General features: G+C 69.1%; 28 protein-coding genes, 2 tRNA genes and 1 pseudogene. 5 read left to right on the top strand and 26 right to left on the bottom strand.

Features of this window, described 5'->3' with window-relative positions:
• Positions 1-26: 26 nt before the first annotated feature.
• From ACMGFE_RS04275 to ACMGFE_RS04255, 5 genes are all read right to left on the bottom strand, one after another.
• Positions 27-1,694, bottom strand: a complete 1,668-nt coding sequence (locus tag ACMGFE_RS04275; protein ID WP_436923845.1) for an electron transfer flavoprotein subunit alpha/FixB family protein — start codon at positions 1,692-1,694, stop codon at positions 27-29.
• Positions 1,695-1,696: 2 nt separating this feature from the next.
• Entirely contained in the window at positions 1,697-2,593 is an 897-nt protein-coding gene (locus tag ACMGFE_RS04270) for an electron transfer flavoprotein subunit beta/FixA family protein (RefSeq protein ID WP_436923844.1), read from the bottom strand.
• 219 nt (positions 2,594-2,812) lie between these two features.
• Positions 2,813-3,142: a 4Fe-4S dicluster domain-containing protein gene (locus ACMGFE_RS04265; protein WP_436923843.1), complete on the bottom strand. Its 330-nt coding sequence runs from the start codon at positions 3,140-3,142 to the stop codon at positions 2,813-2,815.
• Between the two features lie 168 nt (positions 3,143-3,310).
• A complete protein-coding gene (locus ACMGFE_RS04260; RefSeq protein WP_436923842.1) occupies positions 3,311-3,964 on the bottom strand; it encodes a helix-turn-helix domain-containing protein in 654 nt (217 codons plus the stop codon).
• 166 nt (positions 3,965-4,130) lie between these two features.
• A complete protein-coding gene (locus ACMGFE_RS04255; protein WP_436923841.1) occupies positions 4,131-5,864 on the bottom strand; it encodes a glutamate--tRNA ligase in 1,734 nt (577 codons plus the stop codon).
• 106 nt (positions 5,865-5,970) lie between these two features.
• On the opposite strand from ACMGFE_RS04255, the gene ACMGFE_RS04250 reads away from it, so the two are divergent.
• The 3 genes and pseudogenes from ACMGFE_RS04250 to ACMGFE_RS04240 all read left to right on the top strand — a co-directional run bounded on the left by ACMGFE_RS04250 (position 5,971) and on the right by ACMGFE_RS04240 (position 9,066).
• A complete protein-coding gene (locus ACMGFE_RS04250; protein ID WP_436923840.1) occupies positions 5,971-6,753 on the top strand; it encodes a helix-turn-helix transcriptional regulator in 783 nt (260 codons plus the stop codon).
• Between the two features lie 100 nt (positions 6,754-6,853).
• Positions 6,854-7,729 (top strand): annotated as a pseudogene (locus tag ACMGFE_RS04245) (complex I NDUFA9 subunit family protein); the annotation flags it as partial.
• Positions 7,730-8,274: 545 nt separating this feature from the next.
• A complete protein-coding gene (locus ACMGFE_RS04240; protein ID WP_436923839.1) occupies positions 8,275-9,066 on the top strand; it encodes a 2-oxo acid dehydrogenase subunit E2 in 792 nt (263 codons plus the stop codon).
• A gap of 84 nt (positions 9,067-9,150) precedes the next feature.
• On the opposite strand, the gene idsA3 is transcribed toward ACMGFE_RS04240, so the two are convergent.
• From idsA3 to ACMGFE_RS04135, 21 genes are all read right to left on the bottom strand, one after another.
• Entirely contained in the window at positions 9,151-10,191 is a 1,041-nt protein-coding gene (idsA3, locus tag ACMGFE_RS04235; protein WP_436923838.1) for a geranylfarnesyl diphosphate synthase, read from the bottom strand.
• A 1-nt stretch (position 10,192) separates the two neighbouring features.
• Complete coding sequence (locus ACMGFE_RS04230; RefSeq protein ID WP_436923837.1) at positions 10,193-11,539, bottom strand: RNase J family beta-CASP ribonuclease; 1,347 nt, start codon at positions 11,537-11,539, stop codon at positions 10,193-10,195.
• Positions 11,540-11,820: 281 nt separating this feature from the next.
• A complete protein-coding gene (locus ACMGFE_RS04225; RefSeq protein WP_436923836.1) occupies positions 11,821-13,758 on the bottom strand; it encodes a hypothetical protein in 1,938 nt (645 codons plus the stop codon).
• 109 nt (positions 13,759-13,867) lie between these two features.
• Positions 13,868-14,608, bottom strand: coding sequence for an isopentenyl phosphate kinase (locus ACMGFE_RS04220; protein WP_436923835.1), 741 nt, complete (start codon positions 14,606-14,608; stop codon positions 13,868-13,870).
• Positions 14,605-15,588 carry a mevalonate kinase gene (gene mvk / locus ACMGFE_RS04215; protein WP_436923834.1) on the bottom strand — a complete coding sequence of 328 codons (984 nt, stop codon included), beginning with the start codon at positions 15,586-15,588 and terminating at the stop codon, positions 14,605-14,607. Before mvk ends, ACMGFE_RS04220 begins: the two co-directional genes overlap by 4 nt.
• A gap of 49 nt (positions 15,589-15,637) precedes the next feature.
• Positions 15,638-16,090 carry a DUF5518 domain-containing protein gene (locus ACMGFE_RS04210; protein ID WP_436923833.1) on the bottom strand — a complete coding sequence of 151 codons (453 nt, stop codon included), beginning with the start codon at positions 16,088-16,090 and terminating at the stop codon, positions 15,638-15,640.
• 3 nt (positions 16,091-16,093) lie between these two features.
• The gene (locus ACMGFE_RS04205) at positions 16,094-16,474 is read right to left on the bottom strand and encodes a DUF5518 domain-containing protein (protein WP_436923832.1); all 381 of its coding nucleotides are present in this window, start codon (positions 16,472-16,474) and stop codon (positions 16,094-16,096) included.
• Positions 16,475-16,552: 78 nt separating this feature from the next.
• The gene (locus tag ACMGFE_RS04200) at positions 16,553-18,154 is read right to left on the bottom strand and encodes a molybdopterin-dependent oxidoreductase (RefSeq protein ID WP_436923831.1); all 1,602 of its coding nucleotides are present in this window, start codon (positions 18,152-18,154) and stop codon (positions 16,553-16,555) included.
• A 90-nt stretch (positions 18,155-18,244) separates the two neighbouring features.
• A complete protein-coding gene (gene rpsB, locus ACMGFE_RS04195; RefSeq protein WP_436923830.1) occupies positions 18,245-19,027 on the bottom strand; it encodes a 30S ribosomal protein S2 in 783 nt (260 codons plus the stop codon).
• Entirely contained in the window at positions 19,024-20,229 is a 1,206-nt protein-coding gene (eno, locus tag ACMGFE_RS04190) for a phosphopyruvate hydratase (protein ID WP_436923829.1), read from the bottom strand. Before eno ends, rpsB begins: the two co-directional genes overlap by 4 nt.
• Complete coding sequence (locus ACMGFE_RS04185) at positions 20,226-20,405, bottom strand: DNA-directed RNA polymerase subunit K (protein WP_274323432.1); 180 nt, start codon at positions 20,403-20,405, stop codon at positions 20,226-20,228. Before ACMGFE_RS04185 ends, eno begins: the two co-directional genes overlap by 4 nt.
• Positions 20,402-20,596, bottom strand: coding sequence for a DNA-directed RNA polymerase subunit N (locus tag ACMGFE_RS04180; protein ID WP_436923828.1), 195 nt, complete (start codon positions 20,594-20,596; stop codon positions 20,402-20,404). The genes ACMGFE_RS04185 and ACMGFE_RS04180 overlap by 4 nt, the downstream gene beginning before the upstream one ends.
• A gap of 7 nt (positions 20,597-20,603) precedes the next feature.
• Positions 20,604-21,002, bottom strand: a complete 399-nt coding sequence (locus ACMGFE_RS04175; protein ID WP_415382663.1) for a 30S ribosomal protein S9 — start codon at positions 21,000-21,002, stop codon at positions 20,604-20,606.
• Positions 20,996-21,433, bottom strand: coding sequence for a 50S ribosomal protein L13 (locus ACMGFE_RS04170; protein ID WP_436923827.1), 438 nt, complete (start codon positions 21,431-21,433; stop codon positions 20,996-20,998). Before ACMGFE_RS04170 ends, ACMGFE_RS04175 begins: the two co-directional genes overlap by 7 nt.
• Positions 21,430-21,780, bottom strand: coding sequence for a 50S ribosomal protein L18e (locus tag ACMGFE_RS04165; RefSeq protein WP_274323428.1), 351 nt, complete (start codon positions 21,778-21,780; stop codon positions 21,430-21,432). The genes ACMGFE_RS04170 and ACMGFE_RS04165 overlap by 4 nt, the downstream gene beginning before the upstream one ends.
• An 18-nt stretch (positions 21,781-21,798) precedes the next feature.
• Positions 21,799-21,883, bottom strand: a tRNA-Leu gene (locus ACMGFE_RS04160).
• A 165-nt stretch (positions 21,884-22,048) separates the two neighbouring features.
• Entirely contained in the window at positions 22,049-22,816 is a 768-nt protein-coding gene (locus ACMGFE_RS04155) for a DNA-directed RNA polymerase subunit D (RefSeq protein ID WP_436923826.1), read from the bottom strand.
• Positions 22,817-22,818: 2 nt separating this feature from the next.
• A complete protein-coding gene (locus ACMGFE_RS04150) occupies positions 22,819-23,208 on the bottom strand; it encodes a 30S ribosomal protein S11 (protein ID WP_274323426.1) in 390 nt (129 codons plus the stop codon).
• Position 23,209: 1 nt separating this feature from the next.
• Positions 23,210-23,728, bottom strand: coding sequence for a 30S ribosomal protein S4 (locus ACMGFE_RS04145; protein WP_436923825.1), 519 nt, complete (start codon positions 23,726-23,728; stop codon positions 23,210-23,212).
• Complete coding sequence (locus ACMGFE_RS04140) at positions 23,728-24,255, bottom strand: 30S ribosomal protein S13 (protein ID WP_436923824.1); 528 nt, start codon at positions 24,253-24,255, stop codon at positions 23,728-23,730. Before ACMGFE_RS04140 ends, ACMGFE_RS04145 begins: the two co-directional genes overlap by 1 nt.
• Positions 24,256-24,277: 22 nt before the next feature.
• Positions 24,278-24,362 (bottom strand) — tRNA-Ser (locus ACMGFE_RS04135).
• Between the two features lie 285 nt (positions 24,363-24,647).
• Here ACMGFE_RS04135 and ACMGFE_RS04130 point away from each other — a divergent pair.
• On the top strand, positions 24,648-24,962 hold the full coding sequence (locus tag ACMGFE_RS04130) for a hypothetical protein (protein ID WP_436923823.1): 315 nt from the start codon (positions 24,648-24,650) through the stop codon (positions 24,960-24,962).
• 71 nt (positions 24,963-25,033) lie between these two features.
• On the top strand, positions 25,034-26,107 hold the full coding sequence (fni, locus tag ACMGFE_RS04125; RefSeq protein ID WP_436923822.1) for a type 2 isopentenyl-diphosphate Delta-isomerase: 1,074 nt from the start codon (positions 25,034-25,036) through the stop codon (positions 26,105-26,107).
• Positions 26,108-26,166 lie beyond the last annotated feature (59 nt).

Here is a 26,166-nt window from a genome sequence, read left to right as displayed (position 1 = left end):
GTTCGATACGCGATTTCGTCGTCATCTCAGTCGTCGCTCGCCTCCGCGAGTGCCGCCGCCAGTTCGCCCGACTCGACCGCCTCGGTCAAGCGGGGGAGCACGTCGAAGAGGTCGCCCTCGATGTAGTAGTCCGAGAAGCCGCGGATGTCCGCGTCGGGGTCGGTGTTGATCGCGATGATCGTGTCCGCCTCGTCCATCCCGACCTTGTGCTGGATCGCCCCGGAGATGCCCGCGGCGATGTACACGTCCGGTTCGACCACCTGGCCGGACTCGCCGATCTGGCGGTCCTCGCCGATGTACTGCTCGACGTGTCCCTCGAAGTTGTACGAGGAGGTGATCACGCCCCGCGAGAGGCCGAACGCGGCGTCGTCGAACGCCTCGACGAGGTCGAGGCCGAGTTCGATCCCCTCGGTGGGCGAATCGCCGATGCCGCGGCCAATCGCGACGACCACGTCGTGGCCCGTCAGGTCGATCCCGCTGTCGAGCGTGTCGAAGTCCGTCACCTCGACCTGGAACCACTCCTCGGCGAGATCCATCTCGTGCTCGATCACCTCGCCGTCCCGTTCGGGGTCGGCCTCGGGGATCTCGAAGCTCCCCGGGATGACCGAGGCGCCCTGCGGGTGGAAGTCGCGGAACGGCTTGTCGATACAGAGGATCGTCGAGTACTCGAAGCCGGAGAAGTCCGGCCGCTTCATGTGCAGGATCCGGTCGAACTCCTTGCTGTCGCCGGGTTTCCCCGTCTTCGCGGGGTTGGAGATCATCGCGTCCTCGATGTACAGCCCCGAGCAGTCCGAGGCCAGCCCGGAGTCGAGTTCGCCCTGCACGAGCGCCGAGAGGTCCCGGCCGTTGTTCGTCGCCGGGAAGACCGTGTAGCGCGGTTCGTCGTAGTCCTTCCAGTCGACCTCGGCGTGGGCCTCGTCGGCGACCTGTCCGCCGGCGCGTGCCATCGAACAGAAGATCTCCGTGTAGGGCTCGTGGCGGAATCGCTCCAGCCGGTCGTCCTCGTGGTAGACGACGCGGTCGGCGCCGTACTCGACGACCTGCTCGGTGAGGTCGCCGACGTCGTCGCCGATCAGGACGGCGACCACGTCCTCCGGTTCGCCGTCCTCGTCGCCACCATATTCCTCGTTGTACTCGTCCATCAGCTGGCGAGCCTTCCCGAGCATCTCCATCGACACGTCGATGAGTTCGCCGTGCTGGGTCTCGCAGTAGACCCACATGTCCCGGTACTCGCCGCCGTCGATGTTCTCCACCCACTGCTTTTCGTTGGTGGGGTGGTCGAGGTCGGGGTGTTTCTCCTCGGGCGGGACGTACTCCAGTTCCTCGCCGTCGTCGTCGCTGCCCTGGACCGACTCGATGCGGTCCTCGATCTGTCCCTTCGCGGTCTTGCGGTCCTGTCCCGCCTGCTCGCGTTCGAGCAGGTCTTCGAGGACGTCGACGTCGTCGATATCGCGGACGAGGTTCGCGATGTCGGCGACGGTCAGGTCCTCCAGGTCGACCGTCTCGGGGTCGATCTCCCCGTCTTCCTCCTCGAGTTTCTCGATGCGGCTCTCGATGAGGGTCTTGACCGGCGCGCGGTCCTCGCCGCCCTCCTCCAGTTCCAGCATCTCCCGCAACTCGTCGGCGTCGTCGACGTCTTTGATCTTCGGGCCGAGGTCGGCTATCTCGTGTTCGGTTGGGTCTATCTCCGGCATCGTCAGTCACCTCCCGCGTACGGCGCGAGTTCGTCCACGACGCGCTCCATGGCTTCGTCGTCGGCCGGGTCGACGACCGTGGCCTCCCGTTCGGAGGGGGCCTTCGGGATCGGGTCGACGCCGGCGACGATGGTGGGCGAACCGTCGAGCCCGATGTAGTCGGGGTCGAGGTTGAGCGCCGCGTGGTCCCACATCGTGAAGCGGTCGTAGTCGGCCACGTCCAGGTCGGAGTCGTCGTCGATGTACTCGCCGAACTTCGCGGCCCGGTCCTGTGTCTGTTCGCGCAGGTCCTTGTGTTTCAGCCGGTATTCGGCTCTCCGGTAGGTAGGTTCGAACTCCGGGTCGGCGACGACGAACGCCGGGAGCGGCGCCTCGACCGTCTCGATCTCCTCGACGTCGCCCTCGACGAGTCGTTTCGCCCTGAGGGTCCCTTCGTCCTCGTCGATCTCCATGGAGATGACGTGGGTGACCAGCGGCATGTCCAGACACCACTCGGTCTGGGGGCCAGTGTGGCCAGTCTCCCCGTCCGCGGTCTTGAAGCCGGCGAACACCAGATCCGGCGGTTCGTCGAGCTTCTGGATGCCGGTCGCCGCCGTCATCGCGGTCGCCCACGTGTCCGCGGCGCCCATCTCGCGGTCCGAGAGGAGATACAGATCGTCGGCGTAGACGTCCCGCATTCCCTCCTGGAGCACTTCCATGTAGCCGGGCGGACCCATGCTCATCAGCGAGACGGTCCCGCCCTTGCGGACCTTCGTCTGCAGTGCCGCCCTGAGCGCGTGTTTGTCGTTCGGGTTCATCACCGTCGGCGTCTTCCCCCGCTCCAGGTGACCGTCTTCGTCGAAGGAAACCTGGCCTTCCCTGAAGTCGGGGACGCCTTTCGTCAGTACGACACTATGCATAGTGTTATCACACACGTTGGTAGCCGCAGGGACAATGGGTAAGTTTTTCGTCCATCGAAATCCCCGAATCCGGGACGCGTCTCGCGTTCGTGACGGATCGACGGAGCGGAGTCGGCGGTCGCTCGTGACGAAGTCGCCGGGCGATCGGAGACAATACGGCCGCTCGACGAAAACAGTTGTTCGGAAAGTTACACCACGGCCACCGACGGTCCGACGGCGTCAGATGCGGCCGGCGCGGCCGGGGTCGACGTCGATGGCGTCGACGGGGCAGACGTCGACGCAGAGCATGCAGTCGATGCACTGGTCCTCGTGGGCCGGGTCGGCCTTGATCTCGCTCTCGGGGTGGCCCGGCGTGTCGACCCACTCGAAGACGTCGACCGGACAGTCCTCCAGACAGGCGCCGTCGGCGAGACAGATGTCGAAGTCGACGGCCACGTGCGTCCCGTGGATTCCGAGCGTCTCGGGCTCCTCGACCGGTCCCCAGACCTGGTGTCCCTCGTGTTCCTCGACGACCTCTCGGTTGTTCTCGAACTCCGGATCGATGGCCATTGGTACCTAGGCGCACCACGCCGTGCCACGTAAACCTTGCCCCGGACGAACCGCCGTACCGCGAGGGAATCGGCGGTTCGAGGCGTCGAATCCGCCGAAGTGTCGGCCGGCGGCCAGGCGAAGCACTCCCAGCGATCCGTTGGGGTCCGGCCGGTTCCCGCGTCCCGATCAGTCTTCCTTCGAGGTGAGGATGGTGTTGGTAGTGAGTCTGACGATCGCCCGGCGGAGGCGTTCGGTGACCGCCTGGTCGGAGATACCGAGCGAATCGGCCAGTTCGACGGTCGTGCAGTCCCGCGGGATGTCGTAGTAGCCATTCTCGACCGCGAGCACGATGGCCTCGCGCTGTCGCTGCGTCAGTCCGAACCACGGCCCGAGGTCGGGATCGTTCGGATTGTAGACGCGGATCACCTCGAACCCGATCCCGTCGTCGCGACAGCGCTCCTGGAACGTCGACATCGCCTCGTGGGAGGGAAAACGCAGTTCGAAGCGCCAGGAGTCGCCGCTGCCCGTCGCGTTGAGGATGTAGGCGTTGACCTCCCTGATCGACCGGAAGACGGCGTCGTTTTCGACCGACCACTCGAACGTGTAGAGGACGCGGTCGTCGTAGGTGTCGATCTGGACGAGCTTGCTCACTGACGCGTCGCTGGTGACGGTCGCCTCGAAGGCGTCGAAATCGGCCTCGTAGACCCAGAAGAACGGCACCGCTCGCTCCCCGGTCGGAACGAGCGACTCCAGCTCGACCGTCCCCGACTGGGAAACGTCCATGATACGTCCCAACTCGAACTCCGTCGCTGAAATACTAATCTCGGCGATGACGCTCATACAGGCAACGTTCCCGTGTTATACGGCGCGTCCGAAAGCGGATCAGCATGATACATCATGCAGCAACCGTTGGGAATCGGTACTGTTCGCTACGGAAGGCTGACGGAAATACAGTTCGGATAGACAACAACTCTACGGCGCGCAACTTCCCTCCGCGGTCGACCCGTTAGGGGTGCGCGTAGTACGCGACCGCCGGCTCCGTGCTCAGGTCGTCCAGCCGGGCAAATCCGACGCGCTCGAACTGGAGCAGCGTGTCCTCGTCGTAGTCGACGACGCCGGGTTCGGCGATCCCGGTCACGTCGCCGTCCATCGTCCGCAGTCGCAGGCGCGGACCCCCGGCCGGCGCCCAGTGGATCACCGGGACGTCGCCCTCGCGGACCACGTCGAGGTCGTCGCCGGTCGCGACGAGTTCGCCGTCCCCGGCGCGGACGCACCCGAATCCCTTGAGCCAGACGCGCTCGCCCTCGTCGGGCACGTCGCCGGCTTCCAGCACGACTTCGTCGTCGACAGGGACGTGCCGCCGGCCGCGGTCCTCGTGATTGGGGTGGACGAGCGGTTCGCCCGCGTCGGGCCCGCCCGAAATCGGCAGCGCCACCGCTCCCTCGGTCCCTGGCCCCGCTTCGCGGACGAAGAAGGCCCGATCGGTCTCCTCGTCGACGATGTCGCGGTTGTTCGAGTAGATCGACGACATCGCGAGGTCGACGTTCGACGAGGACGTCCCGAGTTCGGCCATCGCGTCGACGATGGCCTCGCCGCGGATCCCGCGTCGACGCAGGCTCGCGATGGTGGGCGCGCGCGGGTCGTCCCAGCCCGTTAGCTCCCCGGCCTCGATCTTCTCGATGATGGTCGACGTGCTCATCGGCACGTCGTAGGCGTCGATCTGGACGTGGCCCCAGTGGACGACCTCCGGGTACTCCCAGCCGAAGTAGTCGTAGACGAACGCCTGCCGTTTCGCCGAGTCCTGCAGGTCGATCCCGCGGACGATGTGCGTGATCCCCGTCAAGTGGTCGTCGATCCCGCTCTGGAAGTCCAGCATCGGCCAGCAGCGGTACTCGGCCGCCTCCTCGCGGGGGTGTGGCGTGTCGATCATCCGGAACGCAACGAAGTCCCGCAGCGCCGGGTTCTTGTGCGTGATGTCGCTCTTGACGCGCAACACGAGGTCGCCGCTGTCGTACTCGCCGTCGACCATCGCCTCGAACTCCTCACGCACCGTCTCGACGTCCTTGTCCCGGTGCGGACACGGCTCGCCGGCGTTCTTCAGGTCCGAGAACTCCTCGCCGGGACACGAGCAGGTGTAGGCGCCGCCGAGGTCGATCAGTTCCCGCGCGTGGTCGTAGTAGATATCGAGCCGGTCGCTCGCCTTGACGACCTCGTCGGGTTCGAACCCGAGATAGTCGATGGCGTCGAGGATCTCGTCGTACGCGTCGAGATCCGGCCGCTTGGTCTCCGGGTCGGTGTCGTCGAACCGGCAGAGCATCCACCCGTCGTAGATCTCCTTGTAGGTCCCGATGACCGACGGCATCCGCGCGCTCCCGAGGTGCCACGGTCCGTTGGGGTTGGGGGCCAGCCGCATCCGCACCTCGTCGTACTCGTCGACGTTCGGCAGGTCCGGCAGGATCTGGTCGTCCTCCTCCTCCTCGGCGTCGAGCTCCTCGACCCGCTCCGGGGCGAGTTCGGCCAGTCGCTCGCGCTTCTCGGCCGCGTCCATCCCGTTGACCCGCTCGACGACCGGCGCGAGGACCCCCGCCATCTCGTCGCCGTATTCGCGGAACTCGGGATTCTCGCCCATGAGCGGGCCCATGATGGCTCCCACCTGCGCGTCGCTCTCGTGTTTCAGCGCGTTGAACAGCGCGTTCACCTCGGCGGCCTCCTCGGCCTGCTCGCGTACGTCGTCGTCCATTACCCGGGCGTTCGATTCCGGGGGTGAAAATCCCGTTGGGTTGGGCCGGCGACGGGGCGTCACGTCTGCCGGTAGGGTTTTCAGCCTCCCAGTCGGATCCGCGGACATGGCACGGGAGGTCGTCGCGTTCCTCGCCGGCTCGCCCGACCGGCTCGCCCTCCTCGACTACCTCGCCGAGGAGCCGTGCGCGCCCCGCGACGTGGCCGACGCGCTCGGCGTCTCCGGCAGGAGCGCCCAGCGCAACCTCGCGCAGTTCGCCGACCGCGGCTGGGCCGAAAAGCGCGACGGCGCCTACCACCTGACGACCCGCGGCCGCCTCGTCCGCGAGGCCTACGCCGACTGTCTGGACCGGATCGACCGGATCGACGACCTCGCGGGGTTCTACGAACACCTCCCCGACGGCGACGAGGCGCCCGATCCCGCGTGGCTCGCCGACGCGACGGTCGTCACCGCCGACCCGGACCACCCCCAGGAACCGGTGACGCGATACGTCGACGCCGTCCGGTCGCTCGACACCGACCGCGTGCGAATGCTCTCGCCGGTGCTCTCGCGCATCTTCGAGCGACCGCACGCCGAACTCGTCCGCCGCGGCGCGAGCACGGACCTGATCCTCCCCACCGACCGCGTCGCGGCCGCACGCGAGCGGAACCCGCCGAAGTTCGAGACGGTCCTCGCCGTCCCCTCCGTCACCCTCTACGAGACGGACGACCCCGTCGACGTCGGCCTGACCGTCACCGACGACCGGACCTTCGTCCTCGCCTACGACGCGGACGGCCACCTCCGGGCCTGCGTCGACGGCACCGACCCGGACCTGCGGGCGTGGGCCGTCGACCGCTTCGAGGACTACCGCCGCGCGGCGGCCGAAGTCGAGGGACGCGGCCCGTTCTGATCGGGCGCGGTCACCCCTCGCCACCCCTCGTCGGTCGCGACAGCCCTTGTCGCCGGCGCCAGCGAATGTCGTGAAGGCGGCAGGCAGCGTATCCGGAGGTATGAACGTCCTCGTCGCCGGCGGCACCGGCTTCGTCGGCACCGAACTCTGTCGAGCGCTCGCCGACCGCGGCCACGACGTGACCGTGATGGCCCGGCATCCCGACGCCGCGTCGCTCCCCGACGCGGTCGAGACGGTCACGGGCGACGTGACCGACCGCGAGTCCGTCGCGACTGCGGTCGCCGGCCGCGACGCGGTTGTCAACCTCGTCGCCCTCTCGCCGCTGTTCGAGCCCGACGGGGGAAGCGAGGCCCACGACTGGATCCACCGCGGCGGCACCGCGAACCTCGTCGCCGTCGCCGAGGACACCGGCGTCGACCGCTTCGTCCAGATGAGCGCCCTCGGTGCCGATCCGGACGGCTCGACAGCGTACCTCCGGGCGAAGGGAGCCGCCGAGGAGGTCGTCCGCGCCTCCGACCTGGACTGGACGCTCGTCCGCCCCTCCGTGGTGTTCGGGGACGGCGGCGAGTTCGTCGGGTTCACGAAGCTCCTGACGACGCCGTACGTGACCGGCCTCCCCGGCGGCGGCGCGACCCGCTTCCAGCCGATCTGGGTCGGCGACCTCGCGCCGATGCTCGCCGAGTGCGCGACCGAGGACCGCCACGTCGGCCGGACGTACGAACTCGGCGGCCCCGAAGTGCTGACGCTCGCCGACGTGACCCGCGCGGCCTACCGCGCCGAGGGGAAGTCGACCGTCGTCCTCCCCGTCCCGACGGCCCTCGCGCGAGTCGGTCTGACGCTGGCCGGATTCGTCCCCGTCGTACCGTTCGGCCCCGACCAGTACCGCTCGCTTCGCCTCGACAACACCGTCGCCGACAACGACGTGACCGCCTTCGGCCGCGAGCCATCGTCGCTCCGCACGCTCGGCGCGTATCTCGACGGGCGAGACGAGCGCGACGGAGATGCCGACCGCCACGACGGCGTCGACCGCCACGACGGCGACGGTGTCGACCGCGGCGGGGGTCCCCGTGGTGTCGACGACGGGGATCGTAGCGACCGGGACGCAGCGACGACCCCGCTGTATCGATCGCGGGCGGTCCTCACCGTCTTCGGCTTCCTCGCGGGCGCGTGGTCGCTGCAGTACGTCGTCGACATCTACGTGAACCCCCTCGTCCGGTGGCTGTTCGTCGTTCCCTACGTGGTGACGCTGTTCCTCTTCGACAACGGTGTCGCGGAACGGGTGGTCTACGCCGTCGAACCGTTCGTCCCGGTTCCGGGGCCGGTCCTCTGGGAGGTCGGCAACCTACTCACCTACTACTGCGTCGCGCTCGGGGTCGGTGCGCTCGCGCGCGCGTGGGGGGAGTGCTTCTGACCGACGAACCCGGAGGCGACGGCGGATCGGCGACGTAGCCGGCGTGGCACCGCCATCGACGAGAGCGGAGCGGGGTCAAGACGTTTGGGTCGTCCGGACCTACGTCGGGCATGAACGACGAAGGCGAACGGATCGAACCGTTCTCACCCCGTCGCCGCGGGACGGTCGATTACATGCGCGCGGCGGGCCGGCGAAGCAACGTCCACGGCCTCGTCGAGATCGACGTCACCGAAGCGAGACGCGCCATCCGAGCTATCGAAGCGGAGGAGGGCGAGGACGTCTCGTTCACCGCGTTCGTCGTGTACTGTCTCGGGCGCGCCATCGAGGACCACCCGGACCTGAACGCGTATCGCGACTGGCGGGGGCGGGTGCACGTCTTCGACGACGTCGACGTGAACGTGCTCGTCGAGACGGAGATCCGCGGCGAGCGGATCGGCGTCCCGCACGTCCTCCGCGGGGCGAATCGGCGGTCACTACGGTCGCTCCACGACGAGATCCGGGCCGCCCAGGAGTCGCCAGACCCCACGGACCTCTCGCGCTGGGCCGAACTGGCGCTCCGGCTCCCCGGACCCGTCCGACGGCTCGTCTGGCGGCTCCCGCAGTGGTTCCCCCGACGCTGGAAGGACACGGCCGGGACCGTCGCAGTGACCTCCGTGGGGATGTTCGGTCGCGGCGGCGGGTGGGCGATCAGCCCGACGAACTACACGATACAGGTGACCGTCGGCGGCATCGGCGAGCAGCCGCGACTCGTCGACGGGGACGTCCGGAACCGCGAGTTCCTCCACCTCACGGTGACGTTCGACCACGACGTGGTCGACGGCGCACCCGCGACCCGGTTCGTCCGACGGTTCGGGGAACTCCTCGAGGACGCCCACGGGCTCGATTCGTGGACCGAGACGTGACCGAACCCGTCCGCGCATCGACAGCCGCGGCTGTCCTGCGAGGTGGAGAAAGCGAGAGAATCGAGAGACCGACCTGAATGCGAGCTAGTACTCGCGCTCGATGAGGTAGTCGGCGATGTCTTCCAGGCGGTCGCGCGAGTCGTTGTCGGGGAGGACCTGGAGGTTGTCCTTCCCGCTGGCGATGAGGTCCCGGGCGGTCTCGCGGGCGTACTCGATACTGCCGACCTCGCGGAGGCGCTCGACGGCGGCCTCGATCTCGGCCTCGTCGACGGCCTCGACGGAGTCGGTCTCGACGAGGTCGTCCACGTCGACGCCCTGTTCGCGGGCGTGGAGCGTGATGAGGGTCTGCTTGCCCTCGACGAGGTCGGACCCGCGCTGTTTACCGAGTTTCTCGCTCGGCGTCGTCAGGTCGAGCAGGTCGTCCTGGATCTGGAAGGCCCGGCCGACGTCGAGGCCGTAGCCGTACAGCGAGTCGACGGTCTCCTCGTCGGCGCCGAGCAACATCGCGGCGATGGCGGCGCTCGCAGCGTACAGCACCGCGGTCTTGAGTTCGACCATCTCGAGGTACTCGTCGGTGGAGACGGCGCCGCGCGACTCGAAGTCGATGTCGAGCGACTGGCCCTCGCAGATCTTCGTGCAGGTGGTCGCGAGTTCGAGCGCCGCTTCGTTGGTGTTCTCGGGGTCGGCGCCGGTTTCGAGCAGTTGCTGGAAGGCTTCGGAGTAGAGCGTGTCCCCGGCGAGGATCGCCGTCGAGAGGTCGTACTCGCGGTGGACCGACGGGACGCCGCGACGCAGGTTGTCGTCGTCCATGATGTCGTCGTGGATGAGCGTGAACGTCTGGATGACCTCGACGCTGACCGCCGCTTTCATCACGTCGACCGCGTCGTCGCCGACCGGGAACGACCGGTAGTCGACGGCCTCGGGGTCGACGTCAGCCAGCGACTCCGCGACCAGCAGCAGGACGGTCGGACGGAGCCGTTTCCCGCCCGCGTCGAGCAGGTACCGCGTCGCCTCGTAGAGGCGCTCGGGGTGCTCGATGGGGAGTTCCTGCGCGATGGCCTCGTTGACGCGCTCTCGGCGCGCGACGATGGCCCGCTCGACGGCGGCCTGGGACTGCCCGCTCATGTTACTCGACCAGCTGGATCATGTTGCCGTTGCGCGTGACGTGCAGGTCGCGACCCATCTTGTACCCCTGGCTCTCGCAGAGGTTGACGTACTCCGAGAACCCGGACATGTCCTGGTGGGCCGGGATGACGTTCTGGGGCTGGAGCGCGTCCAGCATCTCGTAGTGACCCTCCCGGTTGAGGTGGCCGGAGACGTGGATGTCGTCGTAGATGCGCGCGCCCTGCATGCCGAGCAGTTTCTCGGACTGGTAGCGCTGGCCCTCGTTGGTCGGCTCCGGGATGACCCGCGCCGAGAAGATGACCTTGTCGCCGTTGTCCAGCTCGTAGGGCGTCTCGCCGCGGCCCATGCGGGTGAGCATCGCGCGCGGTTCGCCCTGGTGACCAGTCACGATCGGCAGGAAGTTCTCCTTGCCCTCGTTCATGATCCGCTTGAACGTACGGTCGACGGACTTGCGGTGGCCGTACATCCCCAGGTCGTCCGGGAAGTCGACGAAGTCCAGGCGCTCGGCGGTGCCGGAGTACTTCTCCATCGACCGGCCGAGCAGGACCGGCTGGCGGCCGATGTCGTCGGCGAACTCGACGAGCGAGGTGACCCGCGCGATGTGGGAGCTGAAGGTCGTGGCGACGATGCCGCCGTCGTAGTCCTCCATGCTGTACATCACGTCTTTGAGGTGGCGGCGAGCGACGGACTCGGAGGGCGTGCGGCCCTTCTTGCCCGCGTTCGTACAGTCCTCGATGTAACAGAGGACGCCCTCGCCCTCGCGACCGATCTCGCGGAACCGGTCCATGTCAATGGGGTCGCCGATGACCGGCGTGTGGTCCATGCGCTTGTCGAGGCCGTAGACGATGGCCCCCTCGGGCGTGTGCAGGACCGGGTTGATGGCGTCGATGATCGAGTGGGTGACGTTGACGAACTCCAGTTCGTTCTTGTCCCCGATGCTCATCGTCTCGCCGGCCTCCATCTTCTGGAGGTCGTTCTGGACGCCGAACTTCTCCTCGCTCTTGATCTGCTGTTTGACCAGTTCGATGGTGAACGGCGTCGCGACGATGGGTGCGTCGTAGCGGTGGGCCAGCTTGGAGATGGCACCGATGTGGTCGAGGTGACCGTGCGTCGGCACGATGGCCTTCACGTCACCTTCCAGATCGGACATGACGCGGTCGTCGGGGATCGCGCCCATGTCGATCAGGTCGAGGCTGTGCATCCGTTCGGTCTCGACGTTGTCGTGGATGAGGACCTTCGAGAGGTTGAGGCCCATGTCGAACACCACGACGTCGTCGCCTGCGCGAACTGCGGTCATCTGGCGGCCGACTTCCTCGTAGCCGCCGATAGTTGCGATTTCGATTTCCATGGTTTGCACTCCGAGGAAGGCTCGCCCGCGGGCGCGATGGCGACCGGCGAACAGTGGACGCTTGCGTGACTGCCGCGCTCCGGGCCGCGCCGGTCTCTCGACCCGCAGGCCGCGGGAGCGTCCCGCAGCCCGCGCGTCACCCGCGCGGTCGGAACCCAGTCCGCATCGACGTCCGATGCGTCAGCCGGCCGCCCCTACTGCGACCCGGGCGGCCGTATACTCGGTTATCTCTACCTATACGGCGAGGTTTTAAAAAGCGTGCGACTCGTCTCCGAAACCTGTCACTCCTCGTCGCCGACGTGACCGGGCCCCGTCGTCCAACCGCCGGCGCCGCCGTCCTCGTCCTCCGCGTCGTCGCCCGCGAGCGCGGCCGCCGCTGCGTTTCCACCCTCGTCCGCGTCTCCGTCCCCAGCGTCTTCGCTCCCTGCGTCTTCGTCCGCCGCGGACAGGTCCCCGCCCGCGTCGTCGTCGGCCGGCACTGCGTCTCCCGTACTCGACGGCGTCGAGTCGCCCGTGTTCGGCGCGAGCGGGTCCGTCGCCCCGTCGTTGGGGGCAAGCGGATCCTCGCCGTCCTCGTCGTTCGGAGCTAACGGATCCCTTCCATCCTCGTCGCCGGATGCCAGCGGGTCCGCACTCTCGTCGGGTCCCGACGCCAGCGGGTCCGATTCCCCGGGCGACCCGGAGTCCGACCGATCCGCCTCCCCGTCCGTGTCCGACACCAGTGGATCGGTTTCTCCGTGGGTATCGGGGGCCAGCGGGTCGGCTCCGCCGTCGGAGTCGGGCGCCAGGGGGTCGTCCGAGGCTTCATCGTCGGAGGCCAGTGGGTCGTCCGCCGCTTCGCCGTCGGGCGCATGCGGGGCAGTGCCGTCGTCCGCACCCGCCCCGGACTGGCCGTCGGAGCTGTCTCCCGATCGACCATCCACGGCCCCCTCGGCCGTCGATTCGGCCGTGGACGCCCCGGCACCCTCCGCGGACGAATCCGCGACGTCCTCGCCGGCGTCGCCCGCCGCTGGCACGAACGCGTCGCGGTCGGTCCTGACGTCGTCCGCGACAGGCTCGTCCAGCTCTGTCCCGTCCGTCGCCGTCGATTCGGCGTCGGTCTCCTCGCGGTGGGCCGGGCCGCCACCCTGGCCGAATCCCAGTTCCTCCGCGATCTCGCTGTCGTTCGCGACGTCCTCCGGTGATTCGGCCGGTTCGTCCGCCGCCGAAGCGTCTGCCGCCGAGTCGCGGTTCTGCGACCCGTCTCCCGGCGAGTCGTCGACCGCGGACCCGGCCGCGGCGCTGTCGTCCGCCAGCCCCCCTTCGGCGATCGAGCCGTCGCCCGACGGGTCTCCCATCGAGCCGTCCGCGGCCGAATCCACCGTCGAACCGACGTCCGTCGTCCGTTCGGTCGAGTCCCCGGTCGGGTCCGTCGAGGCTGCGCCAGTTTCCGAATCGCCGCGCTGAGCGGGTTCCTTGTCCGGACTCCACGGGCTATCGGTCTCGTCCGAATCGCCCTCGCCCGCGGCAGCGGTCGATCCCGCGGCGAGACCGTCGGACTCGTCGGCGGTCGTCTCCTCCGGTTCGAGCGACGGCGCCTCCCGTCTCTCGTCGTTCGCGTCGGAGACGGCGTTCTCGGTGGCCGTTCCGCCGCGGACCACCGCGCCCTCGGTCGCGGGCTCCCCGTCCGCAGGCGTCGGTTCCGGCTCGGACGGCTCCTGGCCGGCCGACGACGGCGCCGGCTCGGAGGGCTCGACGGACGCCGGGCCGGTCCGCGCCGTGGATTCACGCGGCGTCCGCGGTTCGGGTTCGGGCCGGTCGACGCCCGATTCGTCGGTCGCACCCGACTGGAGCGGATCGCCGTCGCTGTCGGCGGCGCCCGCCGCGGCCCCCTCACTGCCGGCGTTCGCCGAGTGGTCTCCTTCCTCGGCGCCCGTCGTGGACTCTGCGTCGGCCGGCACCGCGTGGGCCACGCCGGCTATCGTCCCGTCGGCGACGAGTTTGTACGCGATGCCCGTCTGTCCGGCGCCGAAGACGAGGACGCCGAGCACCGCGGCGAAGCCACCGACCGCCGCGAGCGCGCCGTCCTCGTTCGCGCCGACGCTCCCGTTTTGCACCTGTTCGGAGAGCAACCAGCCGCCGCCGGCCACCAGCGCGGCGCAGACGGCCAGCAACACGAGCCAGTACGAGAATAGGTAGAACCCGTACCGAAACGCCTCTCGACGGGGAACCGATGTCATATCACCTTCATTGCATAGCCCGGCCTAATAGGTTACGACGGTTCGGTGTCAGGAGCGGACGCGTCCGGACCCCGCAGCGGTCGACGCCGTCCCGCGCCCGGGCACCGGGTCACTCCCGACCGGCGACGACCGTGCCGGGCGACTCGCCGGCCAGAAACGCCGAGAGCCCGTCCGGGCCGAAGACGTGCGCCGGCGCCGACAGCGCCAGCAGTTTCTCGACCTTTGCGGCCATCCCGCCGGTCACGTCCGTCGCGTCGCTCTCGCCGACGGCGTCCGCCACGTCCGAAAAGCGCTCGACCCGGTCGATCACCTCGCCCGACGCGTCGAGGACGCCGGGCACCGTCGAACACAGCCCCACGCGGTCGACCGCTAGCCCGCGTGCGAGCGCGACGACGAGGTCGTCGCCGCTCGTGATAGTCACGCCCGCGCCGGACTGGGCGACGCCGTCGCCGTGGAGGACCGGCGTGAACCCTTCTTCGAGCATCGTCGCGACGCTCCCGGTCGGGAGCGAGAGGTCGCCCGCGGCGTCGCGGCTGGCGACGGACAGCGGCCGAACCGGGAGCGCCTCGACTCCCGCTCCTTGGAGCGCGTCGAGGACGGCCCCGTTGAGCCGGCCCATCGCGTCGTGGATCGCGACCGCGTCCGCGGCCGACCGGGTCCCCTCCGCCGAACTGACGCCGCGCTCGGCGGCGGCGTGGTGGCCGAAGCTCCCGCCGCCGTGGACGACGACCAGGTCGCCGTCGTGGGCGGCGACTGCCGACGCCGCCCGGGCGAGCGCGTCCTCGTCGACGGTCTCGGGCGTGTCCTTCTCGGTGACGACGCTGCCGCCGAGTTTGAGGACGGTCGTCATTCGACCCTGACCCCTTCGGTGTCGAGTTCGGCGCGGAACGTCTCCTCGCAGCCGGGGAGGTACCGCAGCGCCGTCTCGGTCTCCTCGCTGTCGTCGAGCGCGACGACACACCCGCCGCCGCCCGCGCCCGTGAGCTTCGCGCCGAGCGCGCCCGCGTCCCTGGCCGCCCAGACCATCGAGTCCAGCGACCGAGAGGAGACGCCGAGCGCCGAGAGCAGCCCGTGGTTGAAGTCCATCAGTCCGCCGAGTTCCGCGACGTCGCCGGCGGCGAGCGCCTCCTCGCCCGCCCGCACGAGGTCGCCGATGGCCGCCACGGTGTCGGCCGCGAAGTCGTACTCGTCTTTCAGATCGCGGACGCCCGCGACGAGCGCGCCCGTGTCGCCGGCGCCGCCGTCGAACCCGACGACGAACGGGAGTTCGGGGGCGTCGAGCGAGCGGCAGTCGTCGCCCTCGACGCGGACCGCACCGCCGGTCGCCGAGCAGAAGGTGTCCGCGCGGGAGGCGTTGCCCTCCTGGACGGCCAGTTCGGCCCGGTAGGCGCGGTCGGCGACTTCCTCGGCGGAGATGTCGACGCCGAGTTCGCGGGTCGCGGCGAGGATGCCCGCCGCCGTAACCGCGGCCGACGAGCCCAGCCCCGCACCGAGCGGGATCTCGCTCTCGATTGTAATGTCGAACCCCGTCCGCGGCGCGTCGGCGGCCTCGCGGGCCTGTTCGACAGCGGCGTCGACGTACCCCGTCGCGGCCTCGACGAGCGACTGCGAGACGTTCACGTCGGGGTCGGCGTCCGTCGACCCGCCGTACTCGACGGTGAAGCCGTCGAGACTCAGGTCCTCGGCGTGGACTCGCAGGTGGTCGTCGTCGCGTTCCTCGACTGTCACCCGGGCGCGGCGGTCGATGGCACAGGGCACCGCCGGCTCGCCGTACACCACTGCGTGCTCCCCGAAGAGGTAGACCTTCCCGGGCGCGCTCGCGGTAACCATGGCCGCCTCTCGCACCCGCGGGGAGTTAGGGGTTTCCGAACGCCCGCGACTACAGCCAGTGGGTCGGGTCGAGGCTCCTGTCGGTGTGTCGACGCACCCAGACGCCGACCAGCCCACCGGCGGCCGACAGCCCGACCGTGTACACCAGGAACAGCGCCGCGACGATCCCGAGAAAGAGACCGTAGGCGGGCGACGACGGCGGGATGCCGACGCCGAGCCCCGCGACGATGCGGAGCGCGGGCACCAGCACCAGCGCGAGCGGGAGCGCCGCGAAGACGCCGGCGAGCAGCCCCAGGCCGACCCCACCCGGGTACCCGGTCTCGCCGCGGAAGGCCGCCGCCGCACCGCCGGCTACCGGGGAGAACGGGACCACGGAGAGCGTGAGAGTGAGGAGGGCACCGTAGCCAGCGTCCACCAGCGGGCCGCGACGGCCGCTGTCGACGGTAGTTTCGGGAGTCTCGGGGGCGGGTCGCTCGTCGCTGTCGCCCCGACCGGTCGCCATCGATCAGATGTCGATGTCGGTGTCGTACTTGACGTAGTTGCCGATCCAGCCGCCGAGCGCGCTCAGCCCGACGGTGTAGACGAACAGTGCCACGAAGACGAACACCACGATGACCCCGCCGAAGGCGAACGGGAGCACGCCCTCGCCGCTCCCGACGGAGACGAAGCCGATGAAGCTGAGGATCAGGAACATGATGCCGACCACCGGGATGAGCGCGATAGCGCCGGAGATGGCGCCGACTTTCACGCCGTCAGAGCGGGTGCCGCCCTCGAAGTAGCCGGCGAGCGCCCCGCCCAGTACCGGTGCGAACGGGATGAACGAGCTCGCGACGGCCGAGACCACCGCGCCGACGAGCGCGTTGAGGTAGGTGTTGCCTTCTTCCATGCCCGGTCGTTCACCCAGTGGGGGCTTAAAACTGATACTCTCGACGACAGGTATCGCGCCCGGGTCGCCGGCGACCCGTCACAGCGAGACGGTCACGCCGTGCCACCCCGTCGAGCCGCCGGGGTGGGCGCCCGTCTCCTCGCGGGTCTGACGGTTCCCCTCGCCGTCGGTCGCCCGGACGACCACGTCCTTCGGTCCGGCGTCGGGTGCCTTGGTGACCAGCCGGAAGCGCCGCCAGGCGTGGGGGGAAGGCGGGGCTTCGAGCGTCGCGTCCGCCCACGAGTCGCCGCCGTCGAGGCTCACCTCGACGCGGTCGACCCCGCGCCGCCCGGCGTAGGCCACGCCGCCCACCCCGACGCGGTCGCCGCGGCGCTGGACCGCGCGGACGGACGAGAGCGTGTTGACGACCGCCTCCTCGTCCCAGCCGCGGGCCTCCCAGTAGGCCTCGTGCTCCCCCGCGCTGACCTCGATCGTCTCGACCCACTTGGTCGACTTCATGCCGTACCGGCCCGGGATCAGCAGACGCGCCGGGAAGCCGTGTTCGTTCGGCAACGTCCGCCCGTCCATCCCGACGGCGAGGACCACGTCGTCGCGCTCGCTGACGACCTCCCACGGGAGCGCCTCGGTGTAGCCGTCTGCCGCCCGCGTCACCACGTCGACGGCGCCGTCGGCGACGCCCGCTTCCTCCAGCAGCGCACGAACCGGCACGGCCCGCCACTCGACGGTGCTGATGAGGTCTCCGCCGACGTCGTTGGAGATACAGGCCGTCGTGACGGTCATGTCGCGGGATTCGGGGTGATCGAGGAGGGCCGGGAAGTCGAGTTCGAACGGCTCCGCGACGGCGCCGCGGACCGACAGGGACCACCGCTCGGCGTCGACGTTCGGATTCGAGACAGCCTTGTCGACGACGTAGTGGTCGTCCGCGGACCCGACCGCCGCCGGCATCCCGGTGAAGTCGTAGCCGAAGTCGGCGTCGGTGTCTGCCACCGAGACCACCACGTTCTCGGTCTCCCGGCGGTTCTCGACTGCGTTCCGGTCGGCCACGGGCGTCGCCGTCGAGCCCGAATCCGGCGTCGTCGTTCCCCGGTCTCGCTTCTCGGCGACCGGGTCGAGTGAGTCACCCGGGTCCGGGCCCCCGCCCGAGCCGCTGGCCCCTATCGATCGTGCCACGAGTCCGCCGCCGATCGCGACGCCCGCCGCACCGCCGAGGTTCCGGAGCGTCCGGCGTCGTCCCACCGTCGGTCGACGGTCGTCGCCGAGGACCCGGAGTACCGCTGGCCCCGCGAGCGCGAGCGCCGTCGCGAGCGTCCACCGCCAGAAGACCCCGTCGCCCGCCGCGCGAAAGCCCGCCGCCGTGAGCACGACGACGACGATTGCCACCCCACGGACGAGCAGTCGCTGCTGGCGGCGGGTCGTCCCGTAGCCCTCGGCGAAGGCGGCGATCCCGGCCGCGCCGGCGACCGCGGCGATTGCGATCCCGGCCATCAGCGCCGGCTGGGCCATCGACCCGAGCATCTCGATGGCGGCCGTCGCGACCGCGCCCGGCGACGCCTCGATCACCACCTGCGCGGCGACCGTGAGCGGATGCCCGCCCACGAGCGGGGCGACCGCGACGATCCCGAGCAGCCACACTGCCGCCGTCGCGGCCCACCCGAACGCCGCGCTGTCACGGCTGACCATACCCCGCCCTCGGGACTGTGGCCGGTAATAGCTTGCGCGGCCGCTCGGCAGACGCGGTGAGCGAAGCCGGAAATCCGGAAAAACGAGCGCTTAAATCTCGGTCTCGAAGTCGTCGAGCGAGTAGGCCGGTTCGGCGCCGCGCCGGTCCAGCGTCTCGTTGGCCAGCAGCCAGTAGACGACCGACAGGGCCTTGCGCCCCTTGTTGTTCGTCGGGACGACCAGGTCCACGTTGGACGTCTGGTTGTTGGAGTCGCACATCGCGATGACCGGGATGCCGACGGTGATGGCCTCCTTGACGGCCTGGGCGTCGCCGATGGGGTCGGTGACGACCACGACGTCCGGTTCGATGTAGCCCTCGTAGTCGGGGTTGGTCAGCGTGCCCGGGATGAAGCGGCCGGTGCGGGCGCGGGCGCCCACGGCGTCGGCGAACTTCTCTGCCGGGAAGCGACCGTACTGGCGCGACGACGCCACGAGGATCTGCTCGGGGTCGTAGTTGGCCAGGAAGTCCGCGGCCGTCCGGATGCGGGTGTCCGTCATGCTCACGTCGAGCACGTACAGCCCGTCCGTTCGGACGCGGTGGATGAACCGCTCCATGTCCTTGGTTTTCTGCTGGGTACCGATGTGGACGCCTGCCGCGAGGTAGTCCTCGACGGGGATGAGGAGGTCTGCCTCGTCGTCGGGCATGACGTCCTCGTCGAGGGCCGGCCCCTCGTCGGCCTCGTCGGCCGCCTCGTCTTCGACTTCCTCGGCCACGTCGTCGGCCCCAGCGGCCGATTCCTCAGTCTCTGCCTCGGTGGCCGCTTCCTCGTCGTCGACGTCCGGGTCGACGTCTGATTCGGCGGCGTCGAGGCCTTCGTTTTCGTTTCCGCTCATACTGCGTTGTCCTCGATTCGGATGAGTTCGTTCAGCTTTGCGGTGCGCTCGCCGCCGACCGCGCCCGTCTTGATGAACGGGGCGTCGGTCGCGACGGCGAGGTGTGCGATCGTGGTGTCCTCCGTCTCGCCGCTGCGGTGGGAGACCACGTGGCCGTAGGCGTTCTCGACCGCCAGTTCGATGGCGTCGAACGCGTCCGACAGCGTCCCGATCTGGTTCGGCTTGATCAGGATGCTGTTGGCCGCGCCCTGCTGGATGCCGTCACCCAGCCGGCCGGTGTTGGTCACGAACAGGTCGTCGCCACAGACCAGCGTCCGGTCGCCGACCTGCTCGGTGAGGTCGGCGAACCCCTCGTAGTCGTCCTCGTCGAGCGGGTCCTCGACGTACTTGAGGTCGTACTCGGCCACGAGGTCGGCGATGTACTCGACCTGCTCGTCGGTGGAGCGCACGCGGTCGGAGTAGACGTACCCGCCCTCCTCGTCGTCGTACATCTCCGCCGCGGCCACGTCGAGGCCGAAACGGATCTCGAAGCCGACCTCGTCGGCGACCGCGCCGGTCGCCTCGTCCATGATCTCGAACGCTTCCGAGTCGTCGATGGACGGCGCCCACGCGCCCTCGTCGCCCTTGCCGCTCGGGACGTCGCGGTCGACGAGGATGTCGTGGACCTTCTGGTGGACCGCCGCGTTGGCGAAGATGGCCTCTGTGACGGAGGGCGCGCCGACGGGCGCCGACAGGAACTCCTGGATGTCCGTCGCGTCCGCGGCGTGTTCGCCGCCGCCGATGACGTTCCCGAGCGGGACCGGGAAGGAGTTACCGCGGAACGTACCGCCGAGATGCTGGTACAGCGGCATCCCGGCCACGCTGGCACCGGCCTTCGCCGCCGCCATCGAGATGGCGACCGCGCTGTTGGCGCCGATCGACGAGAAGTCGTCGGTGCCGTCGGCCGCGTGCAGCGCGGCGTCGACCTCGCGCTGGTTGCCCGCGTGGACCTCCCCGACGAGTCGGGGAACCGCGTCCTCGCGGGCCTTCGCGATCGCCTCGCTCGCCGGCAGTTCGATGGCCTCGTACTCGCCCGTGGAGGCGCCGCTCGGTGCGGCCGCGCGGCCGAAGCCGCCCTCCTCGGTCAGCACGTCGGCCTCGACCGTCGGGTTGCCCCGCGAGTCGAGCACGCGGCGCAGGCGGACGTCGGTGACGAGCGTCACGCGTCTTCACCCCGCCGGACCGTGAACGGGAGCACGCCGGAGTCGTACTCCTCGGCGGCGATCAGGATGGGCTGGGTCTGCTCGCTGTCGACGAGGACCGGCGCCCCGTAGGCCACCTGCAGCGCTCGCGCGCCGATGATGCGTGCTTTCTCGTAGCGGTTGTACGACTGACTCATTGATAGGGTGCGACGATGTCGACCAGGTCCTTGTGCGAGACGAGCATCCGCCGGCAGCAGTGGCGCTCGACGCCCAGCTCGTCGAGGACCTTCTCGGGGTCCTCGCCGTCTTCCTGGGTGCGAGCCTTGAACTCCTCCCAGTACTCGCCGACGACGTTACCACACGTGAAACACCGGACCGGGACCATCATGGCGAGATCACCTGTAGGACTTCTGGTAGCGGGCCCGTGCACCGGGACCGCCCCATTTCTTGGACTCGCTCTGGCGAACGTCGTTGACCAGCAGCGACCGGTCGAACTCCATGAACGCGTCGCGGAGTTCGGCGTCGTTGGTGTGCTGGACGAGGCCGCGGGCGATCGCGGTGCGGGCCGCGTCGGCCTGCCCCATGACGCCGCCGCCCTGGACGTCCACCTCGATGTCGACGCCGTCGCGGAGCTCGTCGTCTGCCAGGCGGAACGGTTCGAGCATCTTCAGCTGCGCCAGCTCCGGCTCGGTCAACTCGACTGGCTGTGCGTTGATACGCACGCGGCCCTCGCCCTCGCGAACCGTCGCGCGGGCCACGGCCGTCTTCTTCTTGCCTGAGGTGTTCGTTACCATGTTTTGTTCGCTCCCAGCGCCTCGCTCACGTCGCCGAGCGAGACGAACTTGATGTTCGAGAGTCGGTCCAGCGACGTGCCTTCCAGCACCTCGCCGTCCTCGTCGTAGGGGTTACCCATGTAGACGCGGACGTTCTCGAAGGCCTCGCGACCGCGCGTGGTCTTGTAGGGCACCATGCCGCGGATGGACCGCTTCAGGATGCCGTCGGGGCGCTTCGGGTAGGCCGGACCGCGGTCCGAACCGAGCTGTCGGCGCGTCTCGAACGTCCCGATGACGTCGTCTTCGCTGCCGGTGATGACCGCGCGCTCGGCGTTGACGACCGCCACGCGCTCGCCGTCCATCGCTCGTTCGGCGACCTGCGAGGCGACGCGACCGAGGATGCAGTCTCGCGCGTCGACGACCACGTCGGCCTCGAACTCGGCGAGGCTCATCGGATCACCCGCACGTCGGAACCGTCTGGATTGTCTTCGAGTGCCTGTTCTAGCGTTGCCGCCTCGCCGACCTGGTCGATCTTCGTCCGGGCGGTCCCGGAGAAGTCGACTGCCGCGACGGTAACGTCCTTCTGCAGGACGCCACTGCCGAGCACCTTGCCGGGCACGACCACGGTCTCGTCCTCCTGGGCGTATCGCTCGATGCGACCCAGGTTGACTTCGGCGTGGGTGCGCCGCGGACTCTCTAAGCGCTCGGCCACGTCGCCCCAGACGTCGCCGCCCGAGTTGCGGGCGGTCGCCTTGAGGTCAGCGATGAGGCTACTGAGTCTCGGATTGCTCTTGCTCATACGTTTCTCCTAGAAAAGTGCAGGGAGCAGGATTTGAACCTGCGGACCCCTACGGGACAGCGCCCTGAACGCTGCGCCGTTGGCCTGACTTGGCTATCCCTGCTCGCGATTCGTTGTTTCGTCGGCCCCCTCAAACCGCTTTCGATCCGGGCCCCGGATCGACCTTCCGTCCGCGCGTTTGCAGCCGGACGAGCGGGACGCTCGCGGCCGCCGGAGCACTCCGGCGACGGTGTGCGAGCGTCGTGGGTCTGAGGGGTGTCGTTCATCGTTACAGTTGCACCGATTCGCGCAGTTCGTCCGCGCGGTCCCGCAGCGAGTCGATCGCGCGGGTGACCAGCTCGTCGACCGTCAGCGATCCGTCCGTCTCGACGCTGAAGACGAAGGCGTTGGGAACGTCCTCGACCTCCAGCTCCTTGCCGGGGTATCGCTGGGTCAGGTCGTTGTCGAACTCGTCGGTCGGGATCAGCTCGCCGTCTTCCTCGATGACCCCGCGCAGGATGTGGGGGTCGTCGTCGGCGAACTCGCCTTTCTCACCGATCACGTTGACCCGCTGCAGGTGCCGGTAGCCGACGGCCACGCCGCCCTGGTGTTTGGCGTGCTCGCGGCCGTGGTCGAGCACCGCGTCGGCCTCGACTTCGAGCCGCTGGCCGGCCTTGAGGTCGATGATCGGGATGTTGTCGTCGGCGGGCTGGACCATCTCGTCGCTGCTGACGATGTCGCCCGAGTAGGCGGTCACCGTCTCGGTGGCCTCCTCGCGACTCGGTCCCTCGACGTCCAGTGCGAGCGTCACCTCGTCACCGATCTCGAACTCGCCTTCGGGCGTGGTCAGCGGCACCAGCCCGAGTCGGAGTCCGATCTGCTCGTCGAACATGACGCTGGAGTTCTCCACGACGCGCAGCTGGTCGATGGAGAACGTCGGCACGTCCGCGATCATCGCGCGGCGGATGCCGTTGGCGAACGCGGGGGTGATCCCCCGCACCAGGAATCGCGCGTCCCGGTCGCCGCGTTCGACGAACTCGACCTCGTAGTCCTGCATCGTTAGAATCCTGCGTTCTTGGGACCGCGGGTGCCGTCGTGCGGGATCGGGGTGACGTCCTCGATGCGACCGATCTCGAGGCCGGCTCGCGCCAGCGCTCGGATGGTCGCCTGCGCGCCCGGTCCGGGGTTGGTCTGCTGGTTTCCACCGGGACCGCGCACGCGGACGTGAACGCCCTCGACGCCCTGTGCCTGGACTTCCTCGGCGACGACCTCCGCCATCTGCATGGCGGCGTAGGGCGACGCCTCGTCGCGGTTCTGCTTGACGACCGTCCCGCCCGAGGACTTCGCGAGCGTCTCGGCGCCCGTCTCGTCGGTGATCGTGATGATCGTGTTGTTGAACGATGCGTGCACGTGGGCGACGCCCCACTTGTCGTCCTGGGTCTCGCTCATGTTATTGCTCCTCCGCGCGTTCGGGGTGGAGTTCGTCCGTCAGCGGGCTGTTCGCGTCGAACTCGACGGCGCCCTGCTCGTCGACGGTGATCTTCTTCGACGGACGGGTGACGCGCTGCCCCTCGACCGTCACGTGTCCGTGACTGACGAACTGGCGGGCCTGGCGCGTCGTGTTGGCCAGCCCCTTCCGGTAGACGACCGTCTGGAGTCGCCGTTCGAGGATGTCCGTCACGTCGAGCGACAGGATGTCGTCCAGCGAGTCGGTCTCGTCGAGGACGCCGATCCGCTTGAGGCGCGCGAGGAACTCCTCGGTCTCCTTGGCCGCGCCGGCGGTGCCGGTCTGGCCGAGGAGCTTCCGCGCCTCGCGGCGGTACGCGCGCAGTTCGGACTGGGCGCGCCAGAGCTCTTCTTTGTTCTTGAGTCCGTACTGGCCGACGAGGCCGGACTCCTCGCTGATGCGCTCGCCCTGGTAGGGGTGGTTGGGCGTCTCGTAGAACTTGGTGTTGCTACCGAGCGCCATTACTCCTCATCCCCCTCTGCTTCGGCGGCTTCTGCCTGCTCTTCCTTGATCGCCTCGACGTTGACGCCGATGGTCCCCTCGGACCGACCGGTGGACTTCGTGCGCTGACCGCGGACCTTCTGTCCGCGCTTGTGTCGGGCTCCCTTGTAGGAGTCGATCATCTTCATGCGGTTGATGTCCTGTCGGCGGGTGAGGTCGAGGTCGTTGCCGGTCTCGTGGGTGGTCTCGCCCGCGAAGAAGTCGTTCCGGTGGTTCGAGAGCCACTCGGGCGCCTCCTCGGCGAAGCCTTCCACGAGGGCGACGATCTCGTCGATGTCCTCCTCGTCGAGTTTCCCGAAGACGGCGCGGCGGTCGATGCCGGCCTCCTCGGCGATGATGCGGGCCGCGCGATGGCCGATGCCGTTCATGTCGGTGAGCGACCGCTCGACGGACTTCGTGCCGTCGAGGTCGGTCTGGCCGATTCGGACGAAGTAGCGGATATCCTCTTCGTCTTCCGCTTCGTCCGGGTCTTGGTCTTCTGCACTCATGTGTCTGTGATTCGAGTGTGAGCGTCGTGGCGGGGATTCGAACCCCGGAGGCTGTACGCCACAGAGTTAGCAACCCTGCGCCTTGGGCCAGGCTTGGCTACCACGACACGCACTTGCCGCGTGCTGTTGTATACTACCGCCCTCACACGATCCGTCGCGTGGGACTCGGGACCCGGCGCCCCTGCACGAGCGTACCTGAATTACCTACTGGGCCCTATTTAAACGTCACGAAGTGGTCCCCACGCGGGACTCCGTGGCACGGAATCGGACAGCCTTCGACCCCATCAGGTGGCACGGACTCGGACAGCCGTCGACCTCACCAGGGGGTCACGCAGGCCGACGTGCCACGGGGTCGACGCCACCGCTTAGTCCGTCCGGCCCGAAATGCGGATATGGCCGAAGACCCCGCACTCGTCGACCCGGCCGACCGCGAGTCGGTCCGACAGAACCTCGAGCGCTTCGCCGGCGCCGCCGCGGTTTCCGAGCGCGAAGACGGATCGCTGGTCGCCGACTTCCGCGGCACCACACACGTCACCGTCCGACCGGACGGGCGGGTCGAGACCGGCATGCCACTCCACGCGTTCTCCGGGTCGTCGGATCGCCTCGTGTTCGACCACGACGCCGGCGAACTCCGCGTCGAGACCGACGCGGAACCGGATTCTGACGCGGACAGTCCACACGTCTCCTACACGTTCCGCCGGCCCTGATCCGCCGGGCCCACGTTCCTCGCCGGGAAGAGGTAGTTGTAAGACGTGGCCGGGGGAACTGCGGGCAACAGATGACGGGATCGGACGAGACGGTCGACAGGAAGGACGACCACGTCAGGATCGTGAACGAAGAGGACGTGGAGGAACCGGGAACGGGTTTCGCGGACGTCTCGCTCGTCCACGAGGCGCTGCCGGAGATCCATCGCGACGAGGTCGACCCCAGCGTCGACTTCCTCGGCCGCGAACTCGCGGCGCCGGTGGTCATCGAGAGCATGACCGGCGGCCATCCGAACACCACGGCGATCAACCGCGCGCTCGCCGCGGCCGCCGAGGAGGTCGGCATCGCGATGGGCGTCGGCAGCCAGCGCGCCGGACTCGAAGACGAGGACACCGTCGAGTCCTACTCCGTGGTTCGGGAGGCCGCACCAACCGCCTTCGTCTACGGGAACATCGGCGCCGCCCAGCTAGAGGAGTACGGGGTCGCGGGCGTCGAGCGCGCGGTCGAGATGATCGACGCCGACGCCGTCGCCATCCACTGCAACTTCCTCCAGGAGGCCGTCCAGCCCGAGGGCGACGTCGACGCCCGCGGCTGTCTCGACGCCATCGAGCGCGTGTGCGACGGACTGTCGGTCCCCGTGATCGTCAAGGAGACCGGCAACGGGTTCTCCCGGGGGACCGCCCGGCGACTCGCAGCCGCCGGCGTCGACGCCATCGACGTGGCGGGGAAGGGCGGCACGACGTGGTCCGGCGTCGAAGCGTACCGCGCCGCCGCCCGCGACGAACGGCGGGGAGAACGCCTCGGCGAGCGGTTCCGCCAGTGGGGCATCCCGACGGTCGCGAGCACCCTGGAGTGCCTCGACGTCCACGACACCGTCGTCGCCAGCGGCGGCGTCCGCTCGGGGCTCGACGTGGCGAAGGCCGTCGCGCTCGGCGCCACCGCGGGGGGGCTGGCCAAGCCGTTCCTCGCGCCCGCCGGACGGGGGACCGAGGCCGTCGTCGAGGTCGCCGAGGACCTCGTCGTGGAACTGGAGACGGCGATGTTCGTCACCGGCTCTCGCACCGTCGAGGACCTCCAGGCGGCGGACGCGGTCGTCGGCGGTCCGACTCGGCAGTACCTGGACGCGAGAGGCGTCACCGACTACTGACCAGCGGCCCCGTCACTGACCGCTCGGGACACGGGACGCAGAACCGACGGGTCACACCG

It is taken from the genome of Halosimplex amylolyticum (assembly GCF_051414035.1).
GTDB classification, from domain to species: Archaea; Halobacteriota; Halobacteria; order Halobacteriales; family Haloarculaceae; genus Halosimplex; species Halosimplex amylolyticum.
The sequence above is the reverse complement of the archived record's forward strand: the minus strand, read 5'-3'. Positions and strand labels throughout refer to the sequence as shown.

What these genes read in the sequence shown, in the direction of transcription:
- ACMGFE_RS04275 (WP_436923845.1), bottom strand. Translation starts at nt 1,694, where the DNA reads ATGCCGGAGATAGACCCAACCGAACACGAGATAGCCGACCTCGGCCCG.
- ACMGFE_RS04270 (WP_436923844.1), bottom strand. Translation starts at nt 2,593, where the DNA reads ATGCATAGTGTCGTACTGACGAAAGGCGTCCCCGACTTCAGGGAAGGC.
- ACMGFE_RS04265 (WP_436923843.1), bottom strand. Translation starts at nt 3,142, where the DNA reads ATGGCCATCGATCCGGAGTTCGAGAACAACCGAGAGGTCGTCGAGGAA.
- ACMGFE_RS04260 (WP_436923842.1), bottom strand. Translation starts at nt 3,964, where the DNA reads ATGAGCGTCATCGCCGAGATTAGTATTTCAGCGACGGAGTTCGAGTTG.
- ACMGFE_RS04255 (WP_436923841.1), bottom strand. Translation starts at nt 5,864, where the DNA reads ATGGACGACGACGTACGCGAGCAGGCCGAGGAGGCCGCCGAGGTGAAC.
- ACMGFE_RS04250 (WP_436923840.1), top strand. Translation starts at nt 5,971, where the DNA reads ATGGCACGGGAGGTCGTCGCGTTCCTCGCCGGCTCGCCCGACCGGCTC.
- ACMGFE_RS04240 (WP_436923839.1), top strand. Translation starts at nt 8,275, where the DNA reads ATGAACGACGAAGGCGAACGGATCGAACCGTTCTCACCCCGTCGCCGC.
- idsA3 (WP_436923838.1), bottom strand. Translation starts at nt 10,191, where the DNA reads ATGAGCGGGCAGTCCCAGGCCGCCGTCGAGCGGGCCATCGTCGCGCGC.
- ACMGFE_RS04230 (WP_436923837.1), bottom strand. Translation starts at nt 11,539, where the DNA reads ATGGAAATCGAAATCGCAACTATCGGCGGCTACGAGGAAGTCGGCCGC.
- ACMGFE_RS04225 (WP_436923836.1), bottom strand. Translation starts at nt 13,758, where the DNA reads ATGACATCGGTTCCCCGTCGAGAGGCGTTTCGGTACGGGTTCTACCTA.
- ACMGFE_RS04220 (WP_436923835.1), bottom strand. Translation starts at nt 14,608, where the DNA reads ATGACGACCGTCCTCAAACTCGGCGGCAGCGTCGTCACCGAGAAGGAC.
- mvk (WP_436923834.1), bottom strand. Translation starts at nt 15,588, where the DNA reads ATGGTTACCGCGAGCGCGCCCGGGAAGGTCTACCTCTTCGGGGAGCAC.
- ACMGFE_RS04210 (WP_436923833.1), bottom strand. Translation starts at nt 16,090, where the DNA reads ATGGCGACCGGTCGGGGCGACAGCGACGAGCGACCCGCCCCCGAGACT.
- ACMGFE_RS04205 (WP_436923832.1), bottom strand. Translation starts at nt 16,474, where the DNA reads ATGGAAGAAGGCAACACCTACCTCAACGCGCTCGTCGGCGCGGTGGTC.
- ACMGFE_RS04200 (WP_436923831.1), bottom strand. Translation starts at nt 18,154, where the DNA reads ATGGTCAGCCGTGACAGCGCGGCGTTCGGGTGGGCCGCGACGGCGGCA.
- rpsB (WP_436923830.1), bottom strand. Translation starts at nt 19,027, where the DNA reads ATGAGCGGAAACGAAAACGAAGGCCTCGACGCCGCCGAATCAGACGTC.
- ACMGFE_RS04185 (WP_274323432.1), bottom strand. Translation starts at nt 20,405, where the DNA reads ATGAGTCAGTCGTACAACCGCTACGAGAAAGCACGCATCATCGGCGCG.
- ACMGFE_RS04180 (WP_436923828.1), bottom strand. Translation starts at nt 20,596, where the DNA reads ATGATGGTCCCGGTCCGGTGTTTCACGTGTGGTAACGTCGTCGGCGAG.
- ACMGFE_RS04175 (WP_415382663.1), bottom strand. Translation starts at nt 21,002, where the DNA reads ATGGTAACGAACACCTCAGGCAAGAAGAAGACGGCCGTGGCCCGCGCG.
- ACMGFE_RS04170 (WP_436923827.1), bottom strand. Translation starts at nt 21,433, where the DNA reads ATGAGCCTCGCCGAGTTCGAGGCCGACGTGGTCGTCGACGCGCGAGAC.
- ACMGFE_RS04165 (WP_274323428.1), bottom strand. Translation starts at nt 21,780, where the DNA reads ATGAGCAAGAGCAATCCGAGACTCAGTAGCCTCATCGCTGACCTCAAG.
- ACMGFE_RS04155 (WP_436923826.1), bottom strand. Translation starts at nt 22,816, where the DNA reads ATGCAGGACTACGAGGTCGAGTTCGTCGAACGCGGCGACCGGGACGCG.
- ACMGFE_RS04150 (WP_274323426.1), bottom strand. Translation starts at nt 23,208, where the DNA reads ATGAGCGAGACCCAGGACGACAAGTGGGGCGTCGCCCACGTGCACGCA.
- ACMGFE_RS04145 (WP_436923825.1), bottom strand. Translation starts at nt 23,728, where the DNA reads ATGGCGCTCGGTAGCAACACCAAGTTCTACGAGACGCCCAACCACCCC.
- ACMGFE_RS04140 (WP_436923824.1), bottom strand. Translation starts at nt 24,255, where the DNA reads ATGAGTGCAGAAGACCAAGACCCGGACGAAGCGGAAGACGAAGAGGAT.
- ACMGFE_RS04130 (WP_436923823.1), top strand. Translation starts at nt 24,648, where the DNA reads ATGGCCGAAGACCCCGCACTCGTCGACCCGGCCGACCGCGAGTCGGTC.
- fni (WP_436923822.1), top strand. Translation starts at nt 25,034, where the DNA reads ATGACGGGATCGGACGAGACGGTCGACAGGAAGGACGACCACGTCAGG.